We start from the raw sequence: 20,246 nt of genomic DNA on the forward strand, positions 1-20,246 counted from the left end.
CCGATCCCACGAGGAGCGGCACGGCCGCGTCGTAGAGATCTACCAGACGATCTACGACGCGGCCGCTGAGCTGCGTGTTCAGGTGGAATCGGAGGAAATCAGTGGGCCCCGGTGCCGGTGAGGGACCGCACCTCCAGCTCCGCGTACTTGCCCTTGTCGGGCTCCTCCTTCGACAGGACCGTGCCGAGCCAGCCGAGCAGGAAGCCGACGGGGATCGAGATGAGGCCCGGGTTCTCCAGCGGGAACCAGTGGAAGTCGACGCCCTTGAACATCGAGGTCTTCGGGTTGCCGGAGACGACCGGCGAGAAGAGCACCAGGAAGACCGCGGTGAAGAGGCCGCCGTAGATCGACCACAGCGCGCCCTGGGTGGTGAACTTCTTCCAGAAGAGGCTGTAGAGGATCGTCGGCAGGTTGGCGGACGCGGCGACCGCGAAGGCGAGCGCGACCAGACCTGCCACGTTCAGGTCGCGGGCGAGCGCGCCGAGTCCGATGGAGACGACGCCGATGAAGACCGTCGCCCAGCGGGCCGCCTTCATCTCCTGCTTCTCGGTGGCGTTGCCCTTCTTGATGACGTTGGCGTAGATGTCGTGCGCGAACGACGAGGACGAGGCCAGCGTCAGGCCCGCGACCACCGCGAGGATGGTGGCGAAGGCGACCGCCGAGATCGTGGCGAGCAGGATCGCGCCCCAGGACGAGTCGACGCCCCCTAGATGGAGCGCGAGCAGTGGTGCCGCCGTGTTGCCTGCCGGGTTGGACTCGATGATCTCGGCCGGCTTGATGAGCGCGGCGGCGCCGAAGCCGAGCGCGATCGTCATCAGGTAGAAGGCGCCGATGATGCCGATCGCCCAGTTCACGGACTTACGCGCGGCCTTGGCGGTCGGCACCGTGTAGAAGCGGATCAGGATGTGCGGCAGTCCTGCGGTGCCCAGGACGAGGGCGATGCCGAGCGAGATGAAGTCCAGCTTCGATGTGGACGTCGCGCCGTACTTCAATCCCGGCTCGAGGAACTTGGTGCCCTGGCCGCTGTTGGAGGCCGCCGATCCGAGCAGGTCGGAGATGTTGAAGTCGAACTTCAGCAGCACCAGGAAGGTCAGAAGCAGCGTGCCCGCGATGAGCAGGACGGCCTTGACCATCTGCACCCAGGTGGTGCCCTTCATACCGCCGATGGTGACGTACACGATCATCAGTACGCCGACGAGGGCGACGATCCCGACCTTGCCCGTGTCGGACGTGATGCCGAGCAGCAGCGAGACGAGGACGCCCGCGCCCGCCATCTGCGCAAGCAGGTAGAAGATCGACACGATGATCGTGGAGGTGCCCGCGGCCGTGCGCACCGGGCGCTGGCGCATCCGGTAGGCGAGCACGTCGCCCATCGTGTAGCGCCCGGAGTTGCGCAGCGGTTCGGCGACCAGGAGGAGTGCCACCAGCCAGGCGACCAGGAAGCCGATGGAGTAGAGGAAACCGTCGTACCCGAAGAGGGCGATCGCGCCCGCGATGCCGAGGAAGGACGCGGCCGACATGTAGTCGCCGGAAACCGCGAGGCCGTTCTGGAAACCGGTGAACTGGCGGCCGCCCGCGTAGAAGTCGGCGGCGCTCTTGGTCTGGCGTCCTGCCCAGACGGTGATGACCAGGGTGGCCACGACGAAGACCGCGAACAGGGAGATGATCAGCGGCCGGTGCTCGCTCGCCTCACCCGCGGCCAGGACAGTGGTGTTCAGCGCGGGGCTCATGCGCCGCCCTCCATACGGGACTTGATCGCCTCGGCCTTGGGGTCGAGCTTGGTGGCCGCGTGGCGGGAGTACCACCAGGCGATGAGGAACGTGGTCAGGAACTGCGCGAGGCCGAGCACCAGGGCGACGTTGATGTTGCCGAACAGCTGGGTGCCCATGAAGTCGCCCGCGTAGTTCGAGAGCAGCACATAAGCCAGGTACCAGACGATGAACGCGATGGTCAGCGGGAAGGCGAAGGAGCGGTGTGCATGGCGGAGTTCACCGAACTCCTGGCTCTCCTGCTCCTGGATGAACTCCTCCGTGGAAGGGGCGTGGGGAGTGGGTTCTGCGCCGCCCTTCGAAGGCGGCGGTGCATCGGTGGCCACGGAGTCTCCTCGTGGTGCGGGTGCGGCGGGGACGGACAGCTGATCCATGGGCTCTCTATGATCCGATCTGTTCCTGCGTGACGCGGATCACGTAAGCCACGGATGGCGATGCTAAGGCCACGGGACGTGATCCGACAGGGGGGTTGATGTTGCTTCCGTTTCCTTTTCAACGTCGCCACGACGGACTCGACCCGGCCACACTCCCCGATTTCTTCAAGAATCCGTTGCTGGCCTGGGAGTTCGGGGGATAGCTTCACCCTGCACTACCCGTCATGTACCTGCCCGACCACCTGCTGTGTCCGGGCAGTTCACGTATCCGGATGATGTGGAGATCCCATGGCTCATCTGCGCTCCAGACGCCGCGCCGCGCTCACCGTGCCGCTCGGCATCGCGCTGGCCGCATCGGTCGGCTTCGCGCCCGGCGTCGCGACGGCGGTCCCCGCCGACGCCCCCGCGACCGCAGGCGCATCGGCGAACGCCGAGGCCCCGAAGCTGGCGTACGTCGTCAACACCCGCCCGGACCACGGGACGATCGAGTACGTCAAGAAGGCGATCTCCAAGGCGGACGGCACCGTCGTCGTCGCCTACGAGAAGATCGGCGTCATCGTCGCCCACTCGGCCAACCCCGAGTTCGGCAAGCACATGCGCAAGGTCAAGGGGGTCCAGTCGGCGGGCGCGACGCGCACCTCGCCCCTCACGGCGGCGGGCACCACGGAGGAGGGCGCCCCGACCTTCGTGTCGAAGGCCGAGGCCAAGTCGCTTCAGCAGCAGGCCGGCCCGGACGCCGAGCCGATGGAAGCCGACCAGTGGGACCTGCGCGCGATAGGCGCCGACAAGGCAGCGAAGATCAACCCCGGCAGCGGCAAGGTCACCGTCGGCGTCATCGACACCGGAGTCGACGACACCCACCCCGACCTGGCGCCCAGCTTCTCGGCCTCGCAGTCGGCGAGCTGTGTCGGCGGCAAGGCGGACACCTCGCCCGGCGCCTGGCGTCCTGAGAAGAAGGAGCACTACCACGGCACGCACGTGGCCGGCGAGATCGCCGCCGCGCGCAACGGCGTGGGCGTCGCGGGTGTCGCGCCCGGCGTGAAGGTCGCGGGCATCAAGGTGGCCGACCCGGTCAGCGAGCTGTTCTTCCCGGAGAGCGTGGTCTGCGCCTTCGTGTTCGCCGCCGACAAGGGCATCGAGATCACGAACAACAGCTACTACGTGGACCCGTGGCTCTACAACTGCATGGACGACCCGGACCAGCGGGCCATCGTCGACGCGGTCAACCGCGCCCAGCTGTACGCACAGCGCAAGGGCACCCTGAACCTGGCGTCTGCGGGCAACTCCAACCATGACCTCGCCTCGGACGAGATCCTGGACGACTCGAGCCCGGACGACTCGACGCCGGTGCCGCGCACCATCGACCCCTCCGAGTGCTTCGACGTCCCGACGCAGCTGCCGGGCGTGGTCACGGTCAGCGCGACGGGCGTGCAGAACCTCAAGTCGTACTACTCCACGTACGGCAAGGGTGTCATCGACATCGCGGCCCCCGGCGGCGACAAGTACCAGATCCCGGGCGACACCCCGTCGAAGAACGGCCGCATCCTCTCCACGATGCCGGGCGGCGAGTACGGGTGGCTGCAGGGCACGTCGATGGCCTCGCCGCACGCCTCGGGCGTCGCCGCGCTCCTGAAGTCGACGCACCCCAAGGCGAGCCCCGCCGAATTGCAGCGGCTTCTTAAGAAGCAGGCCGACAACCCGGGCTGCCCGACGGAGCCGTACGACCCGGACGGTGACGGCAAGGTCGACGCGGTCTGCGAGGGCGACACGAACAAGAACGGCTTCTACGGCAGCGGGATCGTCGACGCGCTCGACGCCGTGAAGAAGTGAGGGGCTCGCACACCATGACCGCACCCTTCACGCGCCCCCGCCGCGTGCTCGCCCTGCCGCTGGGCATGGCGGTGGCCTCGGCCGTCGCCTTCCTGCCGGGGACGGCGGTGGCCCAGCCCGATGCCGCGTCCCGGCCCGGCGGCCCGGTGTCGTCCGTCGTCGACGCCCTCGGCGCGACCCTCGCGGACGGCACGTCGATGAGCTACGTCGTCAATGTCCGCTCGGGTCCCGGAAGTTCACCGTCCGCCAAGACATCGGCGTACGTGAAGAAGGCCATCGCCAAGGCGGGCGGCACCGTCGTCATCGCGTACGACAAGATCGGCGTCATCGTCGTCCACTCGTCGAACGCGGACTTCGCCAAGGAGATCCGCAAGGCCAAGGGCGTCCAGTCGGCGGGCGCCACGCGGACGGCGCCGCTGTCCGCGCAGTCCGACGACGCGCTCGAGGCCGACCGGCCGCTGACCGCCGCCGAGGCCGGGAAGGCCGCCGGGCAGGCCGGCGCGGGCCAGGACGAGCTGGAGCCGCTCCAGTGGGACCTGCCCGCCATCAAGGCGGACAAGGCCCACAAGGAGTCGCTCGGCAGCCCCGAAGTGACCGTCGGCGTCCTGGACTCCGGCGTGGACGACACGCACCCGGACATCGCGCCGAACTTCGACGCGAAGGCGTCCGCGAGCTGCCTGGGCGGCGTGCCCGTCCAGAAGGACAACGCGTGGCGTCCGGTGGCAAAGGAGAGCGACCACGGCATGCACGTGGCGGGCACGATCGCCGCCGCGAAGAACGGCACCGGAGTCACCGGTGTCGCTCCTGGCGTGAAGGTGGCGAGCCTGAAGGTGGCCGAGCCGGCGACCGGCATGTACTACACGGAGGCCGTGGTCTGCGGCTTCATGTGGGCGGCCGATCACGGCGTCGACGTCACCAACTCCAGCTACTACACCGACCCGTGGCTGTTCAACTGCAAGACGGACGACGACCAGAAGGCCCTGGTCGACGCCGTCGGGCGGGCCACCCGGTACGCGGAGCGCAAGGGCGCGGTGAATGTCGCGGCGGCCGGAAACGCCAAGACGGACCTCGCGCGGGACGAGATCGTCGACGACTCCAGCCCGGACGACACGACGCCTACGGAGAGGACGATCAAGACCGCGGACTGCTTCGACCTGCCGTCGCAGCTTCCGGGTGTCGTGACCGTCTCGGCCACGGGTGCCAAGGGCATCAAGTCCTCGTACTCGAACTACGGCAAGGGCGTCGTCGACATCGCCGCACCCGGCGGCGACTCGACGAAGTTCCAGACACCGGACGCACCGGCCACCGACGGGCGCATCCTGTCGACGCTGCCGGGCGGCAAGTTCGGCTACAAGGCGGGTACGTCGATGGCGTCACCCCACGCCGCGGGTGTCGCCGCGCTCATCAAGTCGGCCCATCCGCACGCGTCTTCGGCGAAGGTGAAGGCGCTGCTCTACGGAGAGGCCGATGCCATGCCGTGCACCGATCCGTACGACATCGACGGTGACGGCAAGGTCGACGCGGTCTGCGTCGGCGGCAAGAACGCGAACGGCTTCTACGGAGTGGGCTTGATCGACGCCCTGGACGCCGTCCGGAAGTAGCGGTCACCGTCGCGTTGGGCCGGGCGGTCGCAGACCGTCCGGCCCTTCGCGAGAGGATTTCGTTCCACCGAGCCTGAACAGGCTGGCCGACCGCATGAGGGAACGTCTCAAGATGCCTGCCTGGTGCGTGACTTGGCCCGAGCTGCGGCTCGAAGGGGACGCCGACCACTACCGCGCGCGGCGTGGGCGGCGACTACGTCCTCAAGACGGCTGCCGCGCAGGGATGGGAACTGCGGCCGTCGGAGCCGGAGAAGTCCATCAGGCTGTGGTGGTCGGCCGCGTCGGACCCGGCATAGTGCATGCATGACGCACACACCGATGACCGGTACGCGCGCGGCCTGGGCGGCGCTCGGTGGCGATCCCGCGCTGCTCTCCCGTGTCGAACCCGTCGTACGCGCGGAGGCGTTGCCCGCGCGGCTGCCCGTCCGTGAGCTGGCCCGTGCCTGCGTGGGCGCCTGCGCGCTCGCCGCGGCGGAACTGACGGCGGCGCGCACCCGGCGTGCCGTGCCCCGGGTCCGGGTCGACGACGGGGCGGTGGCCGCCGCGTTCACCAGCGAGCGGCGGCTGCTCGTGGACGGCCGCGAGCCCGTCACCTTCGCTCCCCTGTCCGGCTTCTGGCGCACCGGGGACGGCGGCTGGGTGCGGACCCACGCCAACTATCCGCACCACCGGGCGGCGCTGCTCACCGCGCTCGGGCTGTCCGTCGGCTCCGAGGACGCGGTCGACTCCGTGGACGCGGTGGCCGCCCGGCTCGCCGAACGGACCGCCGTGGACGTGGAGGACGCCGTGTACGCCGCCGGGGGGCTCGCCGTGGCGCTGCGTACGCCCGAGGAGTGGGCGAAGCACCCGCAGGGCGCCTCGGTGGCCCAGCGGCCGCTGCTGAGCCGTGCGCGGATCGGCGAGGGGCCCCCGCGGCCCCTTCCTGCGCTCACCGGCGACCCCTCGCTGCCCGCTTCCGGCCTCCGCGTCCTCGACCTCACCCGGGTCATCGCGGGCCCCGTCGCGACCCGCACGCTCGCGCTGCTCGGCGCGGACGTGCTGCGGATCGACTCGCCCCGGCTGCCCGAACTCCCGGACCAGCACGCGGACACCGGCTTCGGGAAGCGGTCGGCGGCGCTCGACCTCGCGGCGCGTGCGGACCGGCGTACGTTCGACGAGCTGCTCGCGGAAGCCGACGTGGTCGTCACCGGCTACCGGCCCGGCGCCCTGGACCGGTTCGGGCTCGGTCCTCGGGCGCTGGCCGAGCGCAGGCCCGGGATCGTGGTGGCGGGGCTTTCCGCGTGGGGCGACTACGGGCCGTGGGCCGGGCGGCGCGGCTTCGACAGCCTGGTGCAGGTCGCATCGGGGATCGCCTCCCTCGAGGGGTCACCCGAGCGGCCGGGCGCGCTGCCCGCGCAGGCCCTGGACCACGGCACGGGCCATCTCCTGGCGGCCGCCGTCCTGCGTTCGCTCACCGAGGCGATGGCGGGCGGCGGCACGTGGAGTGTGCGCCTCGCGCTCGCGCAGACGGCGGGGTGGCTGATGGGGGCGTCACTCGGGGGTGCTCTCGGAGGTGCTCTCGGAGGTGCTCTCGGCGGCGAGGACGGCAACAGCGCCACGTACGACCCCACCCCCTGGCTGGCCGAGACGGACAGTCCCCTGGGGCGGCTGCGGTACGCGCCGTCGCCGGTGTCCTTCGCGGGCGGTCCTGACAACTGGTCGCGGCCGCCCGGTCGTTGGGGCGCCGATACGCCCGAGTGGCGGTGAAGGGGCACCCTCGGGCGGAATGGGATTCCACCAGTTGTTTGCCAGGACTTGCCCGTTAAGGGGGTATCTGGTGAAGATCTTGTGGTGAGTCCCATACGACCGTCCGCCGAACCCGGAGGCGAGGCAGCCGCCGAAACGACCGCCTCCGTGCCCCGTGCGTCCCACCGTGCGCCGCGCGGCCGCCCCTCGTCGGCGCGTGCCGTCGCCGTGCTCGTCCTGGTGGCCGTCGCCGCCCTGATCCCGCTGCTCGGCCCGTCGGCCGCGCTGAACGGCACCGGGGAGGCCGAGGCGCCGGGCACGGCGGGGATCACGTTCCTGCGGACGGTCATGTTCGCCGCGCTCTGCGTGCAGTTGGGCGAGGTCTACGCGACCCGGCTCGCCCGCCGGGTGCCGGGGGCGCCGCTCGACCGTGCGCCGCGCAGCTGGGCGGCGTACGCGGCGGGCGCGGGCATCGTCGCGACGCTGGGGCTCGCCTCCGTGGTGGCCACCGGCAATCTGGTGCCGCATCAGCTCTCCGACATGGATATCGGCGGTCTCTATCAGACGCGGGACGGCAGGCTCGCCCTCCTGGAGGTCAACGCCTTCATCGTGGCCCTGCTGTGCTCGAGGTCGCGCCGCCCGTCGACCGCCGCCCTTCCGCTGGCCGCGGTGATCGTCGCGGAGGCGCTGCGCGCGCACCCTCCGGTGGAGGACACCCCGCTGGTCGGATCCGGCCTGACGCTGATCCATCTGACCTGCGGAGTGCTGTGGGCGGGCGGTCTGCTGCACGTGCTGCGCACGCTGCGGCTGTGGCGGACGTCCGCTCCCCGGGAGGGCGGAGCGCTCCTTGGGCTCTACGCGCGCGTGGCGGCCTTCCTGCTCGCCGCGATCACCGCGACGGGGGTGTGCAGCACGCTGCGCCGGATGCCCGCGAGCACGGTGCTCGACCAGCTGACGGACACGGCCTACGGACGTACGCTCCTCGCCAAGGTGCTCCTGGTGGTGGCGGTCGCCGTACTGGCGCTGCTCGCGCGCGCCCGGCTGCGCAAGGCCGCCGATCCCGTCTCCGCGTACGCACCCGCGCGCGGGGAGGTCATCGCGCTCGGCCTCGTCGTGGTCGTGTCGGCGCTGCTCACCGCGCTGCCGCTGCCGATTCGCTGGTGAGCGCCGGGGGTACCGGGGGCCCGCTCAGTTGGTCACCATCACCTTGAGCGCGGTCCGCTCGTCCATCGCCTTGTAGCCGCCGGGTACGCCCTCGATGTCCACCGTCAGGTCGAAGACCGGCGACGGGTCGAGGGAGCCGTCCAGGACGTCGGGCAGCAGGTCCGGGATGTACGTCCGCACCGGCGCGACGCCGCCGCGCAGCGCGATGTTCCGGTCGAACATGACACTCAGGTCGAGGCCCGTGCTGCTGCCGTGCGGCACTCCCACGAAGCCGATGGCCCCGCCGTCGCGCGTGACGTTCACGGCGGTGCGCATCGACTGCTCGGTGCCGACCGCCTCGACCACGCAGTGCGCGCCCTGGCCGCCCGTGAGTCCACGGACGGCCTCCACCGCCGCGTCGCCGCGCTCGGCGACGACGTCGGTGGCCCCGAAGCCGCGCGCGATGTCCGTACGCACCTGGTGGCGGCCCAGCGCGATGACGCGTTCCGCGCCGAGCCGCACGGCGGCGAGCACCGCGCACAGGCCGACCGCCCCGTCGCCGACGACCACGACGTCCGTCCCGGCCCGTACGCCCGCGCCGAGTGCCGCGTGATGGCCGGTGCCCATCACGTCCGACAGGGTGAGCAGGGCGGACAGCAGATGGTCGTCGGAGGCGGCGTCCGCGGGCAGCCGGACCAGCGTGCCGTCCGCGAACGGCACGCGCACCGCCTCGCCCTGGCCTCCGTCGTAGCCGACCTGGCCCCAGAAGCCGCCGTGCACGCAGGAGGTGGTCAGCCCCTCCTTGCAGTAGTCGCAGACGCCGTCCGACCACATGAAGGGCACCACGACCAGGTCACCGCGCCGGAAGCCGGTCACTTCGGAGCCGGTCTCCTCGACGAGACCGAGGAACTCATGGCCGATCCTCCCCCAGTGCCTTAAGGGCCTGGGGGGACCCCCTGCCCCGGCTGCCGCGCCGACTCGCCCCGGTACGCCCACAGGTCGCTGCCGCAGATGCAGGCGCGCAGGACGCGTACGACGGCGTCCGTGGGCAGTTGGGCGACCGGTTCGGGTACGTCCTCCACGCGCAGGTCGTACGGGGCGTGGATGGTGGTGGCGCGCATGGGGAGCTCCTCGCGGGATCCCCCCTCAGGACGTGCCCGTCCGGCCTTCACCGTACGGCGGGGTGTGCGGGGCCCGCGCGGGCAGCGCTGCCAGTACGCCTCTGACCAGCAGGAACTGTGCGGCGATATAGGTGAGCATGATCCAGAAGTCGGGCCTGGGCGCCTGTGGCCACTCGGCGACGCCGGTCGCGATGAGGGTGTCGGAGAGGAGGAAGAGCGCGCCGCCCGCCGCCGCCGTGAGACCCAGCGTGGTCGCCCCGAAGGCCATCGCGGTGAGCAGCAGGCTGTAGCCGGCCACCGGGCCGCGCATGTCCGCCGGTAGGTCGGGCCAGAGCAGCGCGACGGTCGTGACGAGGGCTGCCGCGTACGCCGCGACGAGGCCCGCGCCACGCGCGCGTGCCGTGCCGTATCCCTTGCCGTGCCGCTTGAAGAGCAGGAGGTAGCAGACGTGGCCGGCCGCGAAGGAGCCCATGCCCGCGAGGAACGCGGGGTCCGCGTCCGCCAGGAGCAGGGTGTCTCCGCCCCAGCCGAAGAGGAGGGCGCCGATCAGTAGGCGGGGGCCTTTGACGGTGGCTACGTAGGCCGCCAGGAGCGGCATGAGGAGGGGCTTGAAGAGGGTGTGGGCGAGGTCGGAGTCCGCCAGTAGTGCTGCCAGGTCTCCTGCGGCCGCGACGGCGAATGCGGCCAGGAACAGCCTTGCCTTGCTGGACGCTGCTTCATCGGTGCCCGGCACTTGGGGTTGTGCCCACCCGTTCCGCCGTGCGGAACGCCTGCCCACAACAGGAACAGGACTCATGCCACGCTCTCCGGGACCGGCTCCGGCGCCTTGTTCTGTGGTGTCTGGGGTTGCGGCTGCCAGCCCGGGCCCCTGAAGAGTCTGCCGCCCCGTTCGCGCCACGTCGTCGCCGTCTTCAGGTCCTTCGCTATCGCCGCGTACTCGTGCGTCGCCACCCGCAGCGGGTTGTACGTGGTGATGTTCTTGGTCAGGCCGTAGACGGGGCGGTCCGTCTCGGCGACCCAGGAGCCGAACATGCGGTCCCAGATGATCAGGATGCCGCCGAAGTTGCGGTCCAGGTAGCCGCCCTGCGAGGCGTGGTGGACGCGGTGGTGCGAGGGGGTGTTGAAGACGTACTCGAAGGGCCGGGGCAGCTTGTCGATGCGTTCGGTGTGGATCCAGAACTGGTAGACGAGGTTCGCCGACGAGCAGAACGCGAGCGCCGCCGGATGCACGCCGAGCGCGACCAGGGGGACGTAGAAGGGCCAGACCGTCAGGCTCGTCCAGGGCTGGCGCAGCGCCGTGGTGAGGTTGAACTTGCGGCTGGAGTGGTGCACCACGTGGCAGGCCCACAGGATGCGGATGACGTGGTGTCCGCGGTGCGACCAGTAGTAGAAGAAGTCCTGCGCGAGCAGCATCAGCGGGACGGTCCACCACAGCACGGGGATGTGCAGCGGCGTCAGCGTGTAGATCGCCGTGTAGATGGCGACGATCGGGATCTTCCACAGGAAGTCGAAGACGAGGCTGCCGAGGCCCATGGTGATGGAGGTGGCGGCGTCCTTCGTCTCGTACCCGGCGTCGTCCTCGTCGGGATGGATCCGGTGGCTCACGATCTCCACGACGGTGAGCAGCACGAAGGCGGGTATGGACCACAGCACGACATCGGGCAGGTTCGGCGGCATGGGTGCACCGTAAAGGCCCCTGACGGGCCGCCGCTAGACGTAGTTACCGACAAGTATTACCGGTGGTAAGACGACGGATGTTGGCGGGCCCCGCCAAAATCGGACGCTCAGACGCCGACCGCCCCGAGCAGCGCGCCCGCCCCGTGGGTGACCGCCATGGCCAGCGCTCCACCTGCCATGTTCCGCAGCACGGCGGGACGCACGGCCGCTGAGCCGAGGCGCGCGCTGCTCCAGCCCGTGAGGGCGAGCGCGCCGAGGACCGAGACGACGGTGACGGCGAGGCGCCAGTCGGCGGGCGGCAGGACGATCGCGAGGAGCGGAAGGAGCGCGCCCATGGTGAAGGCGACGAAGCTGGCCCAGGCGGCGTGCCACGGGTTGGTGAGTTCGTCGGGGTCGATACCGAGCTCCACGCGCGCGTGGGCCCGCAGCGCGTCCCGCTCGGTGAGCTGCCGGGCCGCCTCGAGGGCCACGTCGCGGCTGAGCCCGCGCTCTTCGAGGAGGCCGGTCAGCTCGGCCAGTTCGGCCTCGGGCTGCTCCCGCAGCTCGCGCTTCTCCATGGCGAGGGCGGCCTTCTCGGAGTCGCGCTGGGTGGACACGGAGACGTACTCGCCCGCGGCCATCGACATCGACCCGGCGAGCAGTCCGGCCAGGCCCGCCGTGAGCAGGGTGCCGCGGTCGTCGGTGGCGCCCGCGACGCCGACGACGAGGCCCGCCGTGGAGACGATGCCGTCGTTGGCCCCGAGCACGGCAGCCCGCAGCCAGTTGAGCCGCGAGGCGAGCGCGCCGCCGTGCGCCTCGTCGTGTTCCGGTGCCTGATCGCTCACCCGGGGAGGGTCTCACCCCGGGCGAGCGAGTCGGCAGGGGCACGCCGTCACCAGACGCGTACCGACCCTCCCGGGGCGAACACCGGGCTCGTCGCGCCGGCGGGCACCTCCTTGAGGGGTTCGTCCAATTCCTGGACGGTCGGTCCGACCTGCGCCGCGATCGCGTCGAGGAGCTCGAGGTCGAAGCCGTAGACGCGGGCCGCGTTGCCGCCGACCATGGCCGCTATGTCGTCCTTGGGGAAACCCGCGTAGGCGATGCGCAGGCCTTCGCGCGAGTACGGGTGCGTGCCTTCGTCGTGCGGGTAGTCGCTGCCCCACATGATCTTGTCGAGGCCGATCCGGTCCCGCATCCGCGCCTCGTGCGGGCGCATGAAGCTCGCGCCCACGAAGCAGTTCTCGCGCCAGACCTCGGACGGCCCCTTGCCCATCGAATCGGCAAGGCCCGCACCGAACTTCGACTCCGCGGTCTCGGCCGTGTCCGCCTTCGAAGCCGCCGCGACCAGCCGCCCGTGGTAGTAGTCCAGCATGTCGAGCACACCCGGGATCCAGCCCGAGCCCTGCTCGGTGAGGACGAGCCTGAGCTCCGGGTGGCGGCGGAAGGCACCGCCGAACACGAGGTGCCACAGCGCCCGGTGCGAGAACCACGTCGTCTCCACCATGAAGACGGCGCGCGCGGCCGGTTCCTCGCCCAGCGGTGGCGACGCCGAGCCCGCGTGGTGGTTGACCGGCACGCCGCGCTCGGCGCAGGCCGCCCAGATGGGGTCGTACGTCGCGGAGTAGAGCTCGGCGAGTCCCGATCCCGGCGGCGTGCCGGGCAGCAGGAGGCCGCCCCTGAGCCCGGCGTCGGCCGCCCAGTGAATCTCCTTGACGGCCTCGTCGACGTCGTTGAGGAGGATCTGGAAGACGCCCGCCCTGCGGCCCGGAGCCGCGGCGCAGAAGTCGGCGAGCCAGCGGTTGTGGGCCCGCAGGCCCGCCCAGCGCTGCTCGAACTCCTCGCGCGTGGGCGCCGGGGCCATCAGGGAGGCGCTGGGGAAGAACGGCGGGATGGTGTTCGGGAAGACGACCTCGGCGACGATGCCGTCCTGTTCCAGTTCGGCGACGCGGCGGTCCGAGTTCCAGTTGCGGTCGGCGGTGTCGGCGAGGAGGTCCTCGTACGGATTGACGTAGGTGGCCGCCCACGCGTCGAACGCGTCGTGGTGGCGGGACTCCAAGTAGGGCTTGTAGTCGAGGAGATCGGCGCCCGCGTGGCAGTCGGCCGAGATGACGGTGTAGCGCTCTTCGGTCATGCCCTCTTCGGTCATGCGCTCATCGGTCATGCCCTCTTCGGTCATGCGCTGCCGGCTCATGTGTCCGCCCCCAGTACCGGGAAGTCGTTCTCCGTCAGCCAGTGGCGGCCCACGTCGCGCGAGCGCGCCCAGGAGGCCTCCACAGCCCGCTGAGCCGCGCCCTCGGTGGACTGGCCGAGTTCGGCGGGCGTCGGGCCGATGCGGGCGGCCAGCGGTGCCAGCTTCTCCGTGTCGAAGCCGAAGACCTCCGCCGCCGCGAGGCCCAGCATCCGGCGGGTCTCCCCCACCGGGATGTCGTGGAAGGTTTTCTTCAGCCACGCGCGCGTGTCGGGCCAGGTCCCTTCGGGGTGCGGGAAATCGCTGCCCCAGAGGATGTTGTCCACGCCGATCTCGTAGCGCTGGGCGAGTTCGCGGCGCTTGGTGTTGGTGGCGCAGACGAAGAGCTGCCGGTCCAGGTACTCGTGCGGGGCCCGCTTGAGCTCCGCGAACGGGGAGAGCTTCTTGCCGCCGTGCGCGCCCAGGTAAAGGCGGTCCATGAACCACAGGAGGTTCGGCAGCCACCAGCAGCCGGACTCCGCGACGCCGAACTTCAGCCCCGGGTGGCGTTCGAAGACGCCGGACCAGAGCATGAACCACAGCGGCCGCGCGGGCCACCAGGTCACTTCGGAGACGTAGATCCCCAGGTGGTCGCCGTACTCGTGGCGCGGTGCCGCCCCGGAGTGGGTGACCACGGGCATCGCGCACTCGGCGGCCGCCGCCCACACGGGGTCGTAACGGCGGTCGTGGTAGGGCGCCTTGTCGACCCACATGGAGGGGATCATCAGCGCGCCGAGCCCCGACTCCTTGGCCCGGTGCACCTCGGCGACGACCCGGTCGACCTCTCCGGTGATGGGCAACAGGGCGACACCGCAGTGCCGTTCGGGATGCTCGGAGACGAAGTCGGCCAGCCAGCGGTTGTGCGCCTGCGCGCCCGCCATGCCGAGCTCGGGGTCCTGGTCGCCGGAGAGGCCGAGGCCCACCCCGAAGGGGGCGGCCGTCTGGCTGTCCACGGCGTCCGCGTCGGGGAAGACGACCTCGGCGGCCACGCCGTCGCCGTCGAGCTCCTTGAGGCGCTGTGCGGTCTCCCAGCCGCCGCGCAGGCCTTCTTCGTTGTCCTGGAACCACTTGGCGGCGAACGCGTCGTTGCGGATGCCGAGCCGGGTCGCCTCCTGGCGGCGGGCGTCGCGCTCGCCGAGGAACTGGTCGAACTCCCGGTGGAAGCGGCTGTCCAGATAGGGCCGGTACTCCTCGGTGGGGAGCCCGGCGTGGCAGTCGGAGGAGATGATCAGGTACGGGTCGTTCTGCTGAGCCGTCATCACACGTCCCTCAGTCAGTCGAGGATGAAGTTTTCCAGGTACGACGGATCGGCGCGGTCCAGCATCGACCGCGACCTCGCCTTGATCTGCCGGTCGCTGTGCTCGCTCTCCGGGAGCAGCCAGAAGCGCCCGGCCGCGATGCCCTGCGCCACGAAGTCCGCGACCTGCTCGACGGGCGTGAACTCCACCTCCTGGCCCGCCTCCTTCATCGCCGTCTCCCACTGGTCGAGGCTGCGGTAAGGGGTCCTGCGGGGGCGGGACTTGGCGTACCGGTCGGGGCGGTTGCGGTGCGACTCCCACAGCCCCGTGCGCAGCATGTGCGGCCCCGGGAAGAGCACGGAGGCGCCCACGCGCGCGTGCTCCGCCTTCAGATGGGCGTACAGCGACTCGGTCATCGTCACCACGGCGGCCTTGGTGACCGCGTACACGGACGCCGTCGGCAGCGGTGCGATGCCGCCGTCCCCGGAGGACGTGTTGACGACATGGCCCGGCTCGCCGCCCGCGATCATCCGGGGCACGAAGGCCTGGATGCCGTGGAAGACGCCCCACACGTTGACCTCGAAGGCCCACTTCCAGTCGTTCGGCTCGTGCTCCCACATGCGGCCCTCGGCGCCCGAGCCGACCCCCGCGTTGTTGCACAGCACATGGACGGCGCCGAACTTCTCGTATGCCGTGTCGGCGAGCGCGAAGACCTGCTCGCGTGAGCCGACGTCGACCACGCGCGCGTGCACGCTCGCCCCGTCCTCGCGCAGCCCGGCCGCCGCCTTCTCCAGGGCGCTCTCCTCGACGTCCGCGAGGACCACCTTCAGTCCTTGTGCCGCGAACCGCCGCGCCATCGCGAGGCCGATGCCGCTCGCCGCGCCCGTGACGACGGCGACCTGCCCTTCGCGCAGCTCCATCTCAGACGCTCCCCTCGGGCGGGCCGTCGAGGATCTGCTGGGGGTCGTCGTAGCGCTGGTGGATGTAGGGCAGGAGGGCCTGCGCGCTGACCCGTTCGACGACGCGGCCCTTCTGGTCGGTGGTCTTCTCGCCGATGGTGATCTCGACGACCGCCCGCACGGGGAGGTCGGCGACCGGGTCGTACATGGACTCGCGCAGCACGATGTCGCCGGTGACGGCCTCCAGCTTGCGGACCTTCTCGTTGCGTACGCAGTGCACGAGCACCGGGTCCGCGTCGAAGCCCGAACCGTCCACTCCAGGAAGGAACTTGAAGTAGAAGTCGGTCTTCCGCGCCGGCTCCGGGAGCGGCAGGTCGCCGCTGACCGCGCCGCGCACCTCGACGAACGCGATGCCGTGCCGGGCGAGCCGGGCGCCGACGACCAGGCCGTCGCGCTCCACCTCCACCTCGCCGAGCTTCTTCGGCTCCCCGAAGACCTCGCGCCCGCCGATCAGGGCGCGCTCGTGGGTCATCGGCATGACGAGCGGATACCAGCCCTCCACTCCCCCGTGCTCGGCGGCCACCGCCACCGAGCCCGCGCCCAGCGGATAGCCCGGCAGGTCGACCTTGCTGATGTTGGCCCGCACCAGAGGGCGGTGCGTGGGCTTGAGCGGCGGCGGCAGGACGGCCGCCACCGCGTCCGGGTCGCTCTCCCAGACGGCCACCACGCCGGTGGACCAGATGTCGGGGAGCTTCGAGCTCGCGGTGCGCGTCGCGGCGATCTCCGCCTCGGTGCGCGCTCCGTAACGTACGCGTCCCATGTCGTACCACCCTTCGTCGGCGCGGGAGTCGGACCCGCGACGGGGACTTGCGGGAGGTCTTGCGGAAGGTTCTGTAACACAGTTACAACAGGAGCCGTGAAGAGTGAAGAGCCGCGTCATGAAGGAACGCGTACGCATCTGAACCGGGAGCAGGTGCTCGCCGCCGCCGCCGCGCTCGTCAAACAGCACGGCCCGCAGGGCCTGACCATGCGCAAGCTCGCCGCCGAACTCGGCACCGCCGTCACCTCGATCTACTGGCACGTGGGCAACCGCGAGTCGCTCCTGGACGCGCTCGTCGAGCGCACCCTCGCCGACCTCCGCGAGATCCGCCCCTCCGGAAAGACCCCCGCCCGGCGCATCGCCTCCGTGGCGCGCGCCCTGCGCCGCCAGCTGCGCGACCATCCGCACCTCGTCGCGATGGTGCACGAACGCGGCCTCACCGAGCGGATGTTCCTGCCCGCCCAGCGGGTCCTGGTGCACGAGGTGCACGCGGCGGGCCTGCGGGGCGCGCGGGCGGCCGACGCGGTGCGCGCCGTCCAGGTCCATGTCGTCGGGCACGTCCTGGTCGAGCGCAACCGCGAACGGGCGCCGGTGCAGCGGCCCGGCGAGGAGGAGCTGTGGACGGCGGAGACCGCCGAGGACGATCCGGAGCTCGCCGGCGCGCTCGCCGCGCCCGTCGACCCGGAGGCGTTGTTCACCACATCCGTGCGCGCGCTCGTGGCCGGACTGCTCGGACCGGGGACCTGACTGTCAGTCGCGGCCCGTATCCTCAGGGACCATGCTCGAAGACCAGACGACCGCAGCGTCCGCAGCCCCCTGGCCGGCCGCGTATCCCACGGGATACGCGGTCGTCGACGTGGAGACCACAGGGCTGGCCCGCGACGACCGCATAGTGTCGGCTGCCGTCTACCGAGTGGACGCCCAGGGCGAGGTGGAGGACCACTGGTACACGCTGGTCAACCCGCAGCGCGATCCGGGACCCGTCTGGATCCACGGACTCACGAGCGCGATGCTGGCCGACGCGCCGCTCTTCAAGGACATCGCCGACGAGTTCGCCGCGCGCCTCGCGGACCGCGTCCTGGTCGCGCACAACGCCGTCTTCGACTGGTCGATGATCGCCAGGGAGTACGCGCGTGCGGAGCGCACCGCCCCGGTGCGCCAGCGCCTGTGCACCATCGCCCTCTCCAAGGAGCTGCGGCTCCCGCTGCCCAACCACAAGCTGGAGTCGCTCGCCGCGCACTTCGGGGTCGAGCAGCGCAACGCGCACAACGCGCTCGACGACGCGCGCGTGCTCGCCGAGGCCTTCCGGCCGAGCCTGCGGGCGGCGGCGAGCGGAGGGGTGCGCCTGCCGCTTCTTGAGTGCCGTCCGCTCACCGAGTGGTCCGACGGTGCGGCGCGGATCGTCCGCCAGTCGACGGGCCCGTCTGCGGGACAGTCCTCGTACTCCTCGTACGGCCAGGGCAGTTGGCGCCCTTCGCGCAAGCGGCCCGCCTGCCCCTACCCCAACCCGGGGCGTTACGAGCCGGGCAAGCTGCTCCAGCAGGGCATGCGCGTCGCGTTCTCCGGGGACACCTCGATCGAGCGGGAGCTGCTCGAGGACCGCGCGGTCGAGGCCGGCCTTCACATCGCGACGAGCGTGTCTCGGCTGACCAGCCTGCTCGTCACGAACGACCCGGATTCGGGTACGTCCAAGACCACGAAGGCACGGGCGTTCGGCACCCCGGTCATCGACGAGGCGGCCTTCGGCCAGCTCCTCCAGGACGTCGCTCCGGCGGCCGAGGGCTGAGCCGCCGGGCGGGTGTCAGACGGGTGATTGTCGGGCCGCGCCCCGCCTGCCCACTCGCATGCGGGCGCCGCGCGTCCCACCCTGTGGCGCATGGCACGTTGCGAGGTCTGCGGAAACGACTACGGCATGTCCTTCGAGGTGCACGCGCAAGGCGCGGTGCACGTCTTCGACTGCTTCTCCTGCGCCATTCACCGCATGGCGCCCATCTGTGAGCACTGCCGGTGCCGGATCATCGGCCAGGGCGTGGAGGCCGACGGGCAGTGGTACTGCGGTGCGCACTGTTCGCGCGCGGAGGGGCAGGTGGGCATCGTCGACAGGGTGTGACCCGAGCCTTCCGAGCACCCCACCCCCGTACACCCCACGACCGAGTTGTACCGTCGTGGGGTGTACCGCTTCCTGTTGTCCCGGCAGTGGGTGATCCTCACCCTCATCGCCCTCGTTCTCATCCCCACGATGATCGAGCTGGGCTTCTGGCAGCTGCACCGCCACGAGCACCGCGTCGCGCAGAACGCGCTGATCTCCAAGGCGCTGGACGCCAAGCCCGTCCCGGCCGAGCGGCTCACGTCCCCCGGTCACGCCGTCTCGCACGACGAGCGCTACCGCCGGGTGAGCGCGAAGGGCACGTACGACACGGAGCACGAGGTCGTCGTGCGGCGCCGCACCAACTCCGACGAGGAGATCGGCTTCCACGTCCTGACTCCGTTCGTCCTCGACGACGGCAAGGTGCTCCTCGTCAACCGGGGCTGGATCCCGGCGAACGGGCCGCAGACCGTGTTCCCGAAGGTTCCCCCGGCGCCCAAGGGCGAGCTGACCGTCACCGGCCGGCTGATGGCCGACGAGACGTCCGCGAAGAGCGGCATCAAGGACCTCCAGGGTCTTCCGGACCGTCAGATCATGCTGATCAGCAGCGGGCAGCAGGCGCACAGCCTGGGCAAGCAGGTCCTCGGCGGCTACATCGAACTGACCTCGCCGGAGCCCGCGTCCGGATCCCCCCAGGTGATCGGCGAGCCCGAGCACGGCGACATCGGCCCGCACATGGCGTACGCGGTCCAGTGGTGGCTGTTCTGCGCGGGTGTTCCCATCGGCTGGGTGATCCTGGTCCGCCGGGAGGTGCGGGACCGCACGGCGGCCGCGGCGGAGTCCGCCGCGGAGGCGACGCCCGCTGCGGTGTGACGGGCCTCGCGTTCCCCGGCCGTGACGCGGCAGGATAGGGCCATGGATCTTGGACTGAAGGACCGCGTCTACGTCATCACCGGCGCCACCCGGGGCCTCGGCAACGCCGCCGCTCGTGAGCTGATCGCGGACGGCGCGAAGGTACTCATCACCGGGCGGGACGAGAAGACCGTCGCCGAAGCGGCGAGCGCGCTGGGCCCCGACGCGTCCGGCATCGCCGCGGACAACGGCGATCCTGCCGTCGCCGGGCGGCTTATCGATGCCGCGCGGGAGCGGTTCGGGCGGTTCGACGGTGTGCTGATCAGTGTCGGGGGGCCTGCGCCGGGGTTCGCCGCCGACAACACGGACGAGCAGTGGGAGTCGGCGTTCGAGTCGGTCTTCCTCGGGGCGGTGCGGCTTGCGCGGGCCGCCGCGGCCGAGCTCGGTGAGGGGGGTGTCATCGGCTTCGTCCTCTCCGCGTCCGTGCACGAGCCGATTCCGGGTCTGACGATCTCCAACGGGCTGCGGCCGGGCCTCGCCGGCTTCGCCAAGTCGCTGGCCGACGAGCTCGGGCCGCGGGGCATTCGCGTCGTCGGACTCCTCCCGGCGCGTATCGACACGGATCGGGTGCGGGAGCTCGACGGGCTCTCGGCGGATCCTGAGGCGACGCGGGCGGCGAACGAGTCCCGTATCCCGCTGCGCCGCTACGGCACCCCGGAGGAATTCGGCCACACGGCCGCGTTCCTTCTCTCTCCTGCGGCGTCCTATCTGACGGGGGTCATGTTGCCGGTGGATGGTGGGGCTCGGCGGGGGTTTTAGGCGGTTTCTTTTCCCCAACCCCGCCCCTTCCCGAAACTTTCCGGCTGCGCCGGCCTCGAGGTGACCGCAGATCACCGGCTCCGCCG

The 20,246-nt window shown here is 71.0% G+C and carries 18 protein-coding genes and 1 pseudogene; 9 read left to right on the plus strand and 10 right to left on the minus strand.

Features of this window, described 5'->3' with window-relative positions:
- Positions 1–98: 98 nt before the first annotated feature.
- Positions 99–1,730 (minus strand): cation acetate symporter, encoded by a 1,632-nt coding sequence (locus tag E2651_RS15490; protein WP_135331711.1) that lies wholly within the window; start codon positions 1,728–1,730, stop codon positions 99–101.
- Positions 1,727–2,095, minus strand: a complete 369-nt coding sequence (locus E2651_RS15495; protein ID WP_135331712.1) for a DUF485 domain-containing protein — start codon at positions 2,093–2,095, stop codon at positions 1,727–1,729. The genes E2651_RS15490 and E2651_RS15495 overlap by 4 nt, the downstream gene beginning before the upstream one ends.
- A gap of 336 nt (positions 2,096–2,431) precedes the next feature.
- Between E2651_RS15495 and E2651_RS15500 the strand changes: the two genes are divergently transcribed.
- The 4 genes from E2651_RS15500 to E2651_RS15515 all read left to right on the plus strand — a co-directional run bounded on the left by E2651_RS15500 (position 2,432) and on the right by E2651_RS15515 (position 8,463).
- On the plus strand, positions 2,432–3,973 hold the full coding sequence (locus E2651_RS15500; protein WP_135331713.1) for a S8 family serine peptidase: 1,542 nt from the start codon (positions 2,432–2,434) through the stop codon (positions 3,971–3,973).
- A gap of 14 nt (positions 3,974–3,987) precedes the next feature.
- On the plus strand, positions 3,988–5,574 hold the full coding sequence (locus E2651_RS15505) for a S8 family serine peptidase (protein ID WP_135331714.1): 1,587 nt from the start codon (positions 3,988–3,990) through the stop codon (positions 5,572–5,574).
- A 303-nt stretch (positions 5,575–5,877) separates the two neighbouring features.
- Entirely contained in the window at positions 5,878–7,320 is a 1,443-nt protein-coding gene (locus tag E2651_RS15510) for a CoA transferase (protein ID WP_245238851.1), read from the plus strand.
- Between the two features lie 147 nt (positions 7,321–7,467).
- Positions 7,468–8,463: a CopD family protein gene (locus E2651_RS15515; RefSeq protein ID WP_245238854.1), complete on the plus strand. Its 996-nt coding sequence runs from the start codon at positions 7,468–7,470 to the stop codon at positions 8,461–8,463.
- A gap of 24 nt (positions 8,464–8,487) precedes the next feature.
- On the opposite strand, the pseudogene E2651_RS15520 reads toward E2651_RS15515, so the two are convergent.
- The 8 genes and pseudogenes from E2651_RS15520 to E2651_RS15555 all read right to left on the minus strand — a co-directional run bounded on the left by E2651_RS15520 (position 8,488) and on the right by E2651_RS15555 (position 16,403).
- Positions 8,488–9,563, minus strand: a pseudogene (locus E2651_RS15520) (zinc-dependent alcohol dehydrogenase family protein).
- 25 nt (positions 9,564–9,588) lie between these two features.
- On the minus strand, positions 9,589–10,296 hold the full coding sequence (locus E2651_RS15525; RefSeq protein ID WP_245238853.1) for a lysoplasmalogenase: 708 nt from the start codon (positions 10,294–10,296) through the stop codon (positions 9,589–9,591).
- A gap of 59 nt (positions 10,297–10,355) precedes the next feature.
- A complete protein-coding gene (locus E2651_RS15530) occupies positions 10,356–11,240 on the minus strand; it encodes a sterol desaturase family protein (protein ID WP_135331717.1) in 885 nt (294 codons plus the stop codon).
- 107 nt (positions 11,241–11,347) lie between these two features.
- Positions 11,348–12,064, minus strand: a complete 717-nt coding sequence (locus E2651_RS15535) for a VIT family protein (RefSeq protein WP_135331718.1) — start codon at positions 12,062–12,064, stop codon at positions 11,348–11,350.
- Between the two features lie 47 nt (positions 12,065–12,111).
- Complete coding sequence (locus tag E2651_RS15540; protein ID WP_135331731.1) at positions 12,112–13,350, minus strand: amidohydrolase family protein; 1,239 nt, start codon at positions 13,348–13,350, stop codon at positions 12,112–12,114.
- 56 nt (positions 13,351–13,406) lie between these two features.
- On the minus strand, positions 13,407–14,705 hold the full coding sequence (locus E2651_RS15545; RefSeq protein WP_135331719.1) for an amidohydrolase family protein: 1,299 nt from the start codon (positions 14,703–14,705) through the stop codon (positions 13,407–13,409).
- A gap of 14 nt (positions 14,706–14,719) precedes the next feature.
- Complete coding sequence (locus tag E2651_RS15550) at positions 14,720–15,604, minus strand: SDR family NAD(P)-dependent oxidoreductase (protein WP_135331720.1); 885 nt, start codon at positions 15,602–15,604, stop codon at positions 14,720–14,722.
- Position 15,605: 1 nt separating this feature from the next.
- Positions 15,606–16,403 (minus strand): acetoacetate decarboxylase family protein, encoded by a 798-nt coding sequence (locus E2651_RS15555; RefSeq protein ID WP_135331721.1) that lies wholly within the window; start codon positions 16,401–16,403, stop codon positions 15,606–15,608.
- Between the two features lie 96 nt (positions 16,404–16,499).
- On the opposite strand from E2651_RS15555, the gene E2651_RS15560 reads away from it, so the two are divergent.
- From E2651_RS15560 to E2651_RS15580, 5 genes are all read left to right on the plus strand, one after another.
- Complete coding sequence (locus E2651_RS15560; protein WP_135331722.1) at positions 16,500–17,150, plus strand: TetR family transcriptional regulator; 651 nt, start codon at positions 16,500–16,502, stop codon at positions 17,148–17,150.
- Between the two features lie 31 nt (positions 17,151–17,181).
- Complete coding sequence (locus E2651_RS15565) at positions 17,182–18,189, plus strand: DEDDh family exonuclease (RefSeq protein WP_135331723.1); 1,008 nt, start codon at positions 17,182–17,184, stop codon at positions 18,187–18,189.
- Between the two features lie 90 nt (positions 18,190–18,279).
- Positions 18,280–18,513 carry a hypothetical protein gene (locus tag E2651_RS15570; protein ID WP_135331724.1) on the plus strand — a complete coding sequence of 78 codons (234 nt, stop codon included), beginning with the start codon at positions 18,280–18,282 and terminating at the stop codon, positions 18,511–18,513.
- 60 nt (positions 18,514–18,573) lie between these two features.
- Complete coding sequence (locus E2651_RS15575) at positions 18,574–19,362, plus strand: SURF1 family protein (RefSeq protein WP_135331725.1); 789 nt, start codon at positions 18,574–18,576, stop codon at positions 19,360–19,362.
- 42 nt (positions 19,363–19,404) lie between these two features.
- Positions 19,405–20,160: an SDR family oxidoreductase gene (locus E2651_RS15580; protein WP_135331726.1), complete on the plus strand. Its 756-nt coding sequence runs from the start codon at positions 19,405–19,407 to the stop codon at positions 20,158–20,160.
- Positions 20,161–20,246 lie beyond the last annotated feature (86 nt).

It is taken from the genome of Streptomyces sp. MZ04 (assembly GCF_004684775.1).
GTDB lineage: Bacteria > Actinomycetota > Actinomycetes > Streptomycetales > Streptomycetaceae > Streptomyces.

Excerpts from the sequence above, each read along its gene's own strand:
- E2651_RS15490 (WP_135331711.1), bottom strand. The coding sequence starts at position 1,730 with ATGAGCCCCGCGCTGAACACCACTGTCCTGGCCGCGGGTGAGGCGAGC.
- E2651_RS15500 (WP_135331713.1), top strand. The coding sequence starts at position 2,432 with ATGGCTCATCTGCGCTCCAGACGCCGCGCCGCGCTCACCGTGCCGCTC.
- E2651_RS15505 (WP_135331714.1), top strand. The coding sequence starts at position 3,988 with ATGACCGCACCCTTCACGCGCCCCCGCCGCGTGCTCGCCCTGCCGCTG.
- E2651_RS15510 (WP_245238851.1), top strand. The coding sequence starts at position 5,878 with ATGACGCACACACCGATGACCGGTACGCGCGCGGCCTGGGCGGCGCTC.
- E2651_RS15530 (WP_135331717.1), bottom strand. The coding sequence starts at position 11,240 with ATGCCGCCGAACCTGCCCGATGTCGTGCTGTGGTCCATACCCGCCTTC.
- E2651_RS15540 (WP_135331731.1), bottom strand. The coding sequence starts at position 13,350 with ATGACCGAAGAGCGCTACACCGTCATCTCGGCCGACTGCCACGCGGGC.
- E2651_RS15545 (WP_135331719.1), bottom strand. The coding sequence starts at position 14,705 with ATGACGGCTCAGCAGAACGACCCGTACCTGATCATCTCCTCCGACTGC.
- E2651_RS15550 (WP_135331720.1), bottom strand. The coding sequence starts at position 15,604 with ATGGAGCTGCGCGAAGGGCAGGTCGCCGTCGTCACGGGCGCGGCGAGC.
- E2651_RS15555 (WP_135331721.1), bottom strand. The coding sequence starts at position 16,403 with ATGGGACGCGTACGTTACGGAGCGCGCACCGAGGCGGAGATCGCCGCG.
- E2651_RS15565 (WP_135331723.1), top strand. The coding sequence starts at position 17,182 with ATGCTCGAAGACCAGACGACCGCAGCGTCCGCAGCCCCCTGGCCGGCC.
- E2651_RS15570 (WP_135331724.1), top strand. The coding sequence starts at position 18,280 with ATGGCACGTTGCGAGGTCTGCGGAAACGACTACGGCATGTCCTTCGAG.
- E2651_RS15580 (WP_135331726.1), top strand. The coding sequence starts at position 19,405 with ATGGATCTTGGACTGAAGGACCGCGTCTACGTCATCACCGGCGCCACC.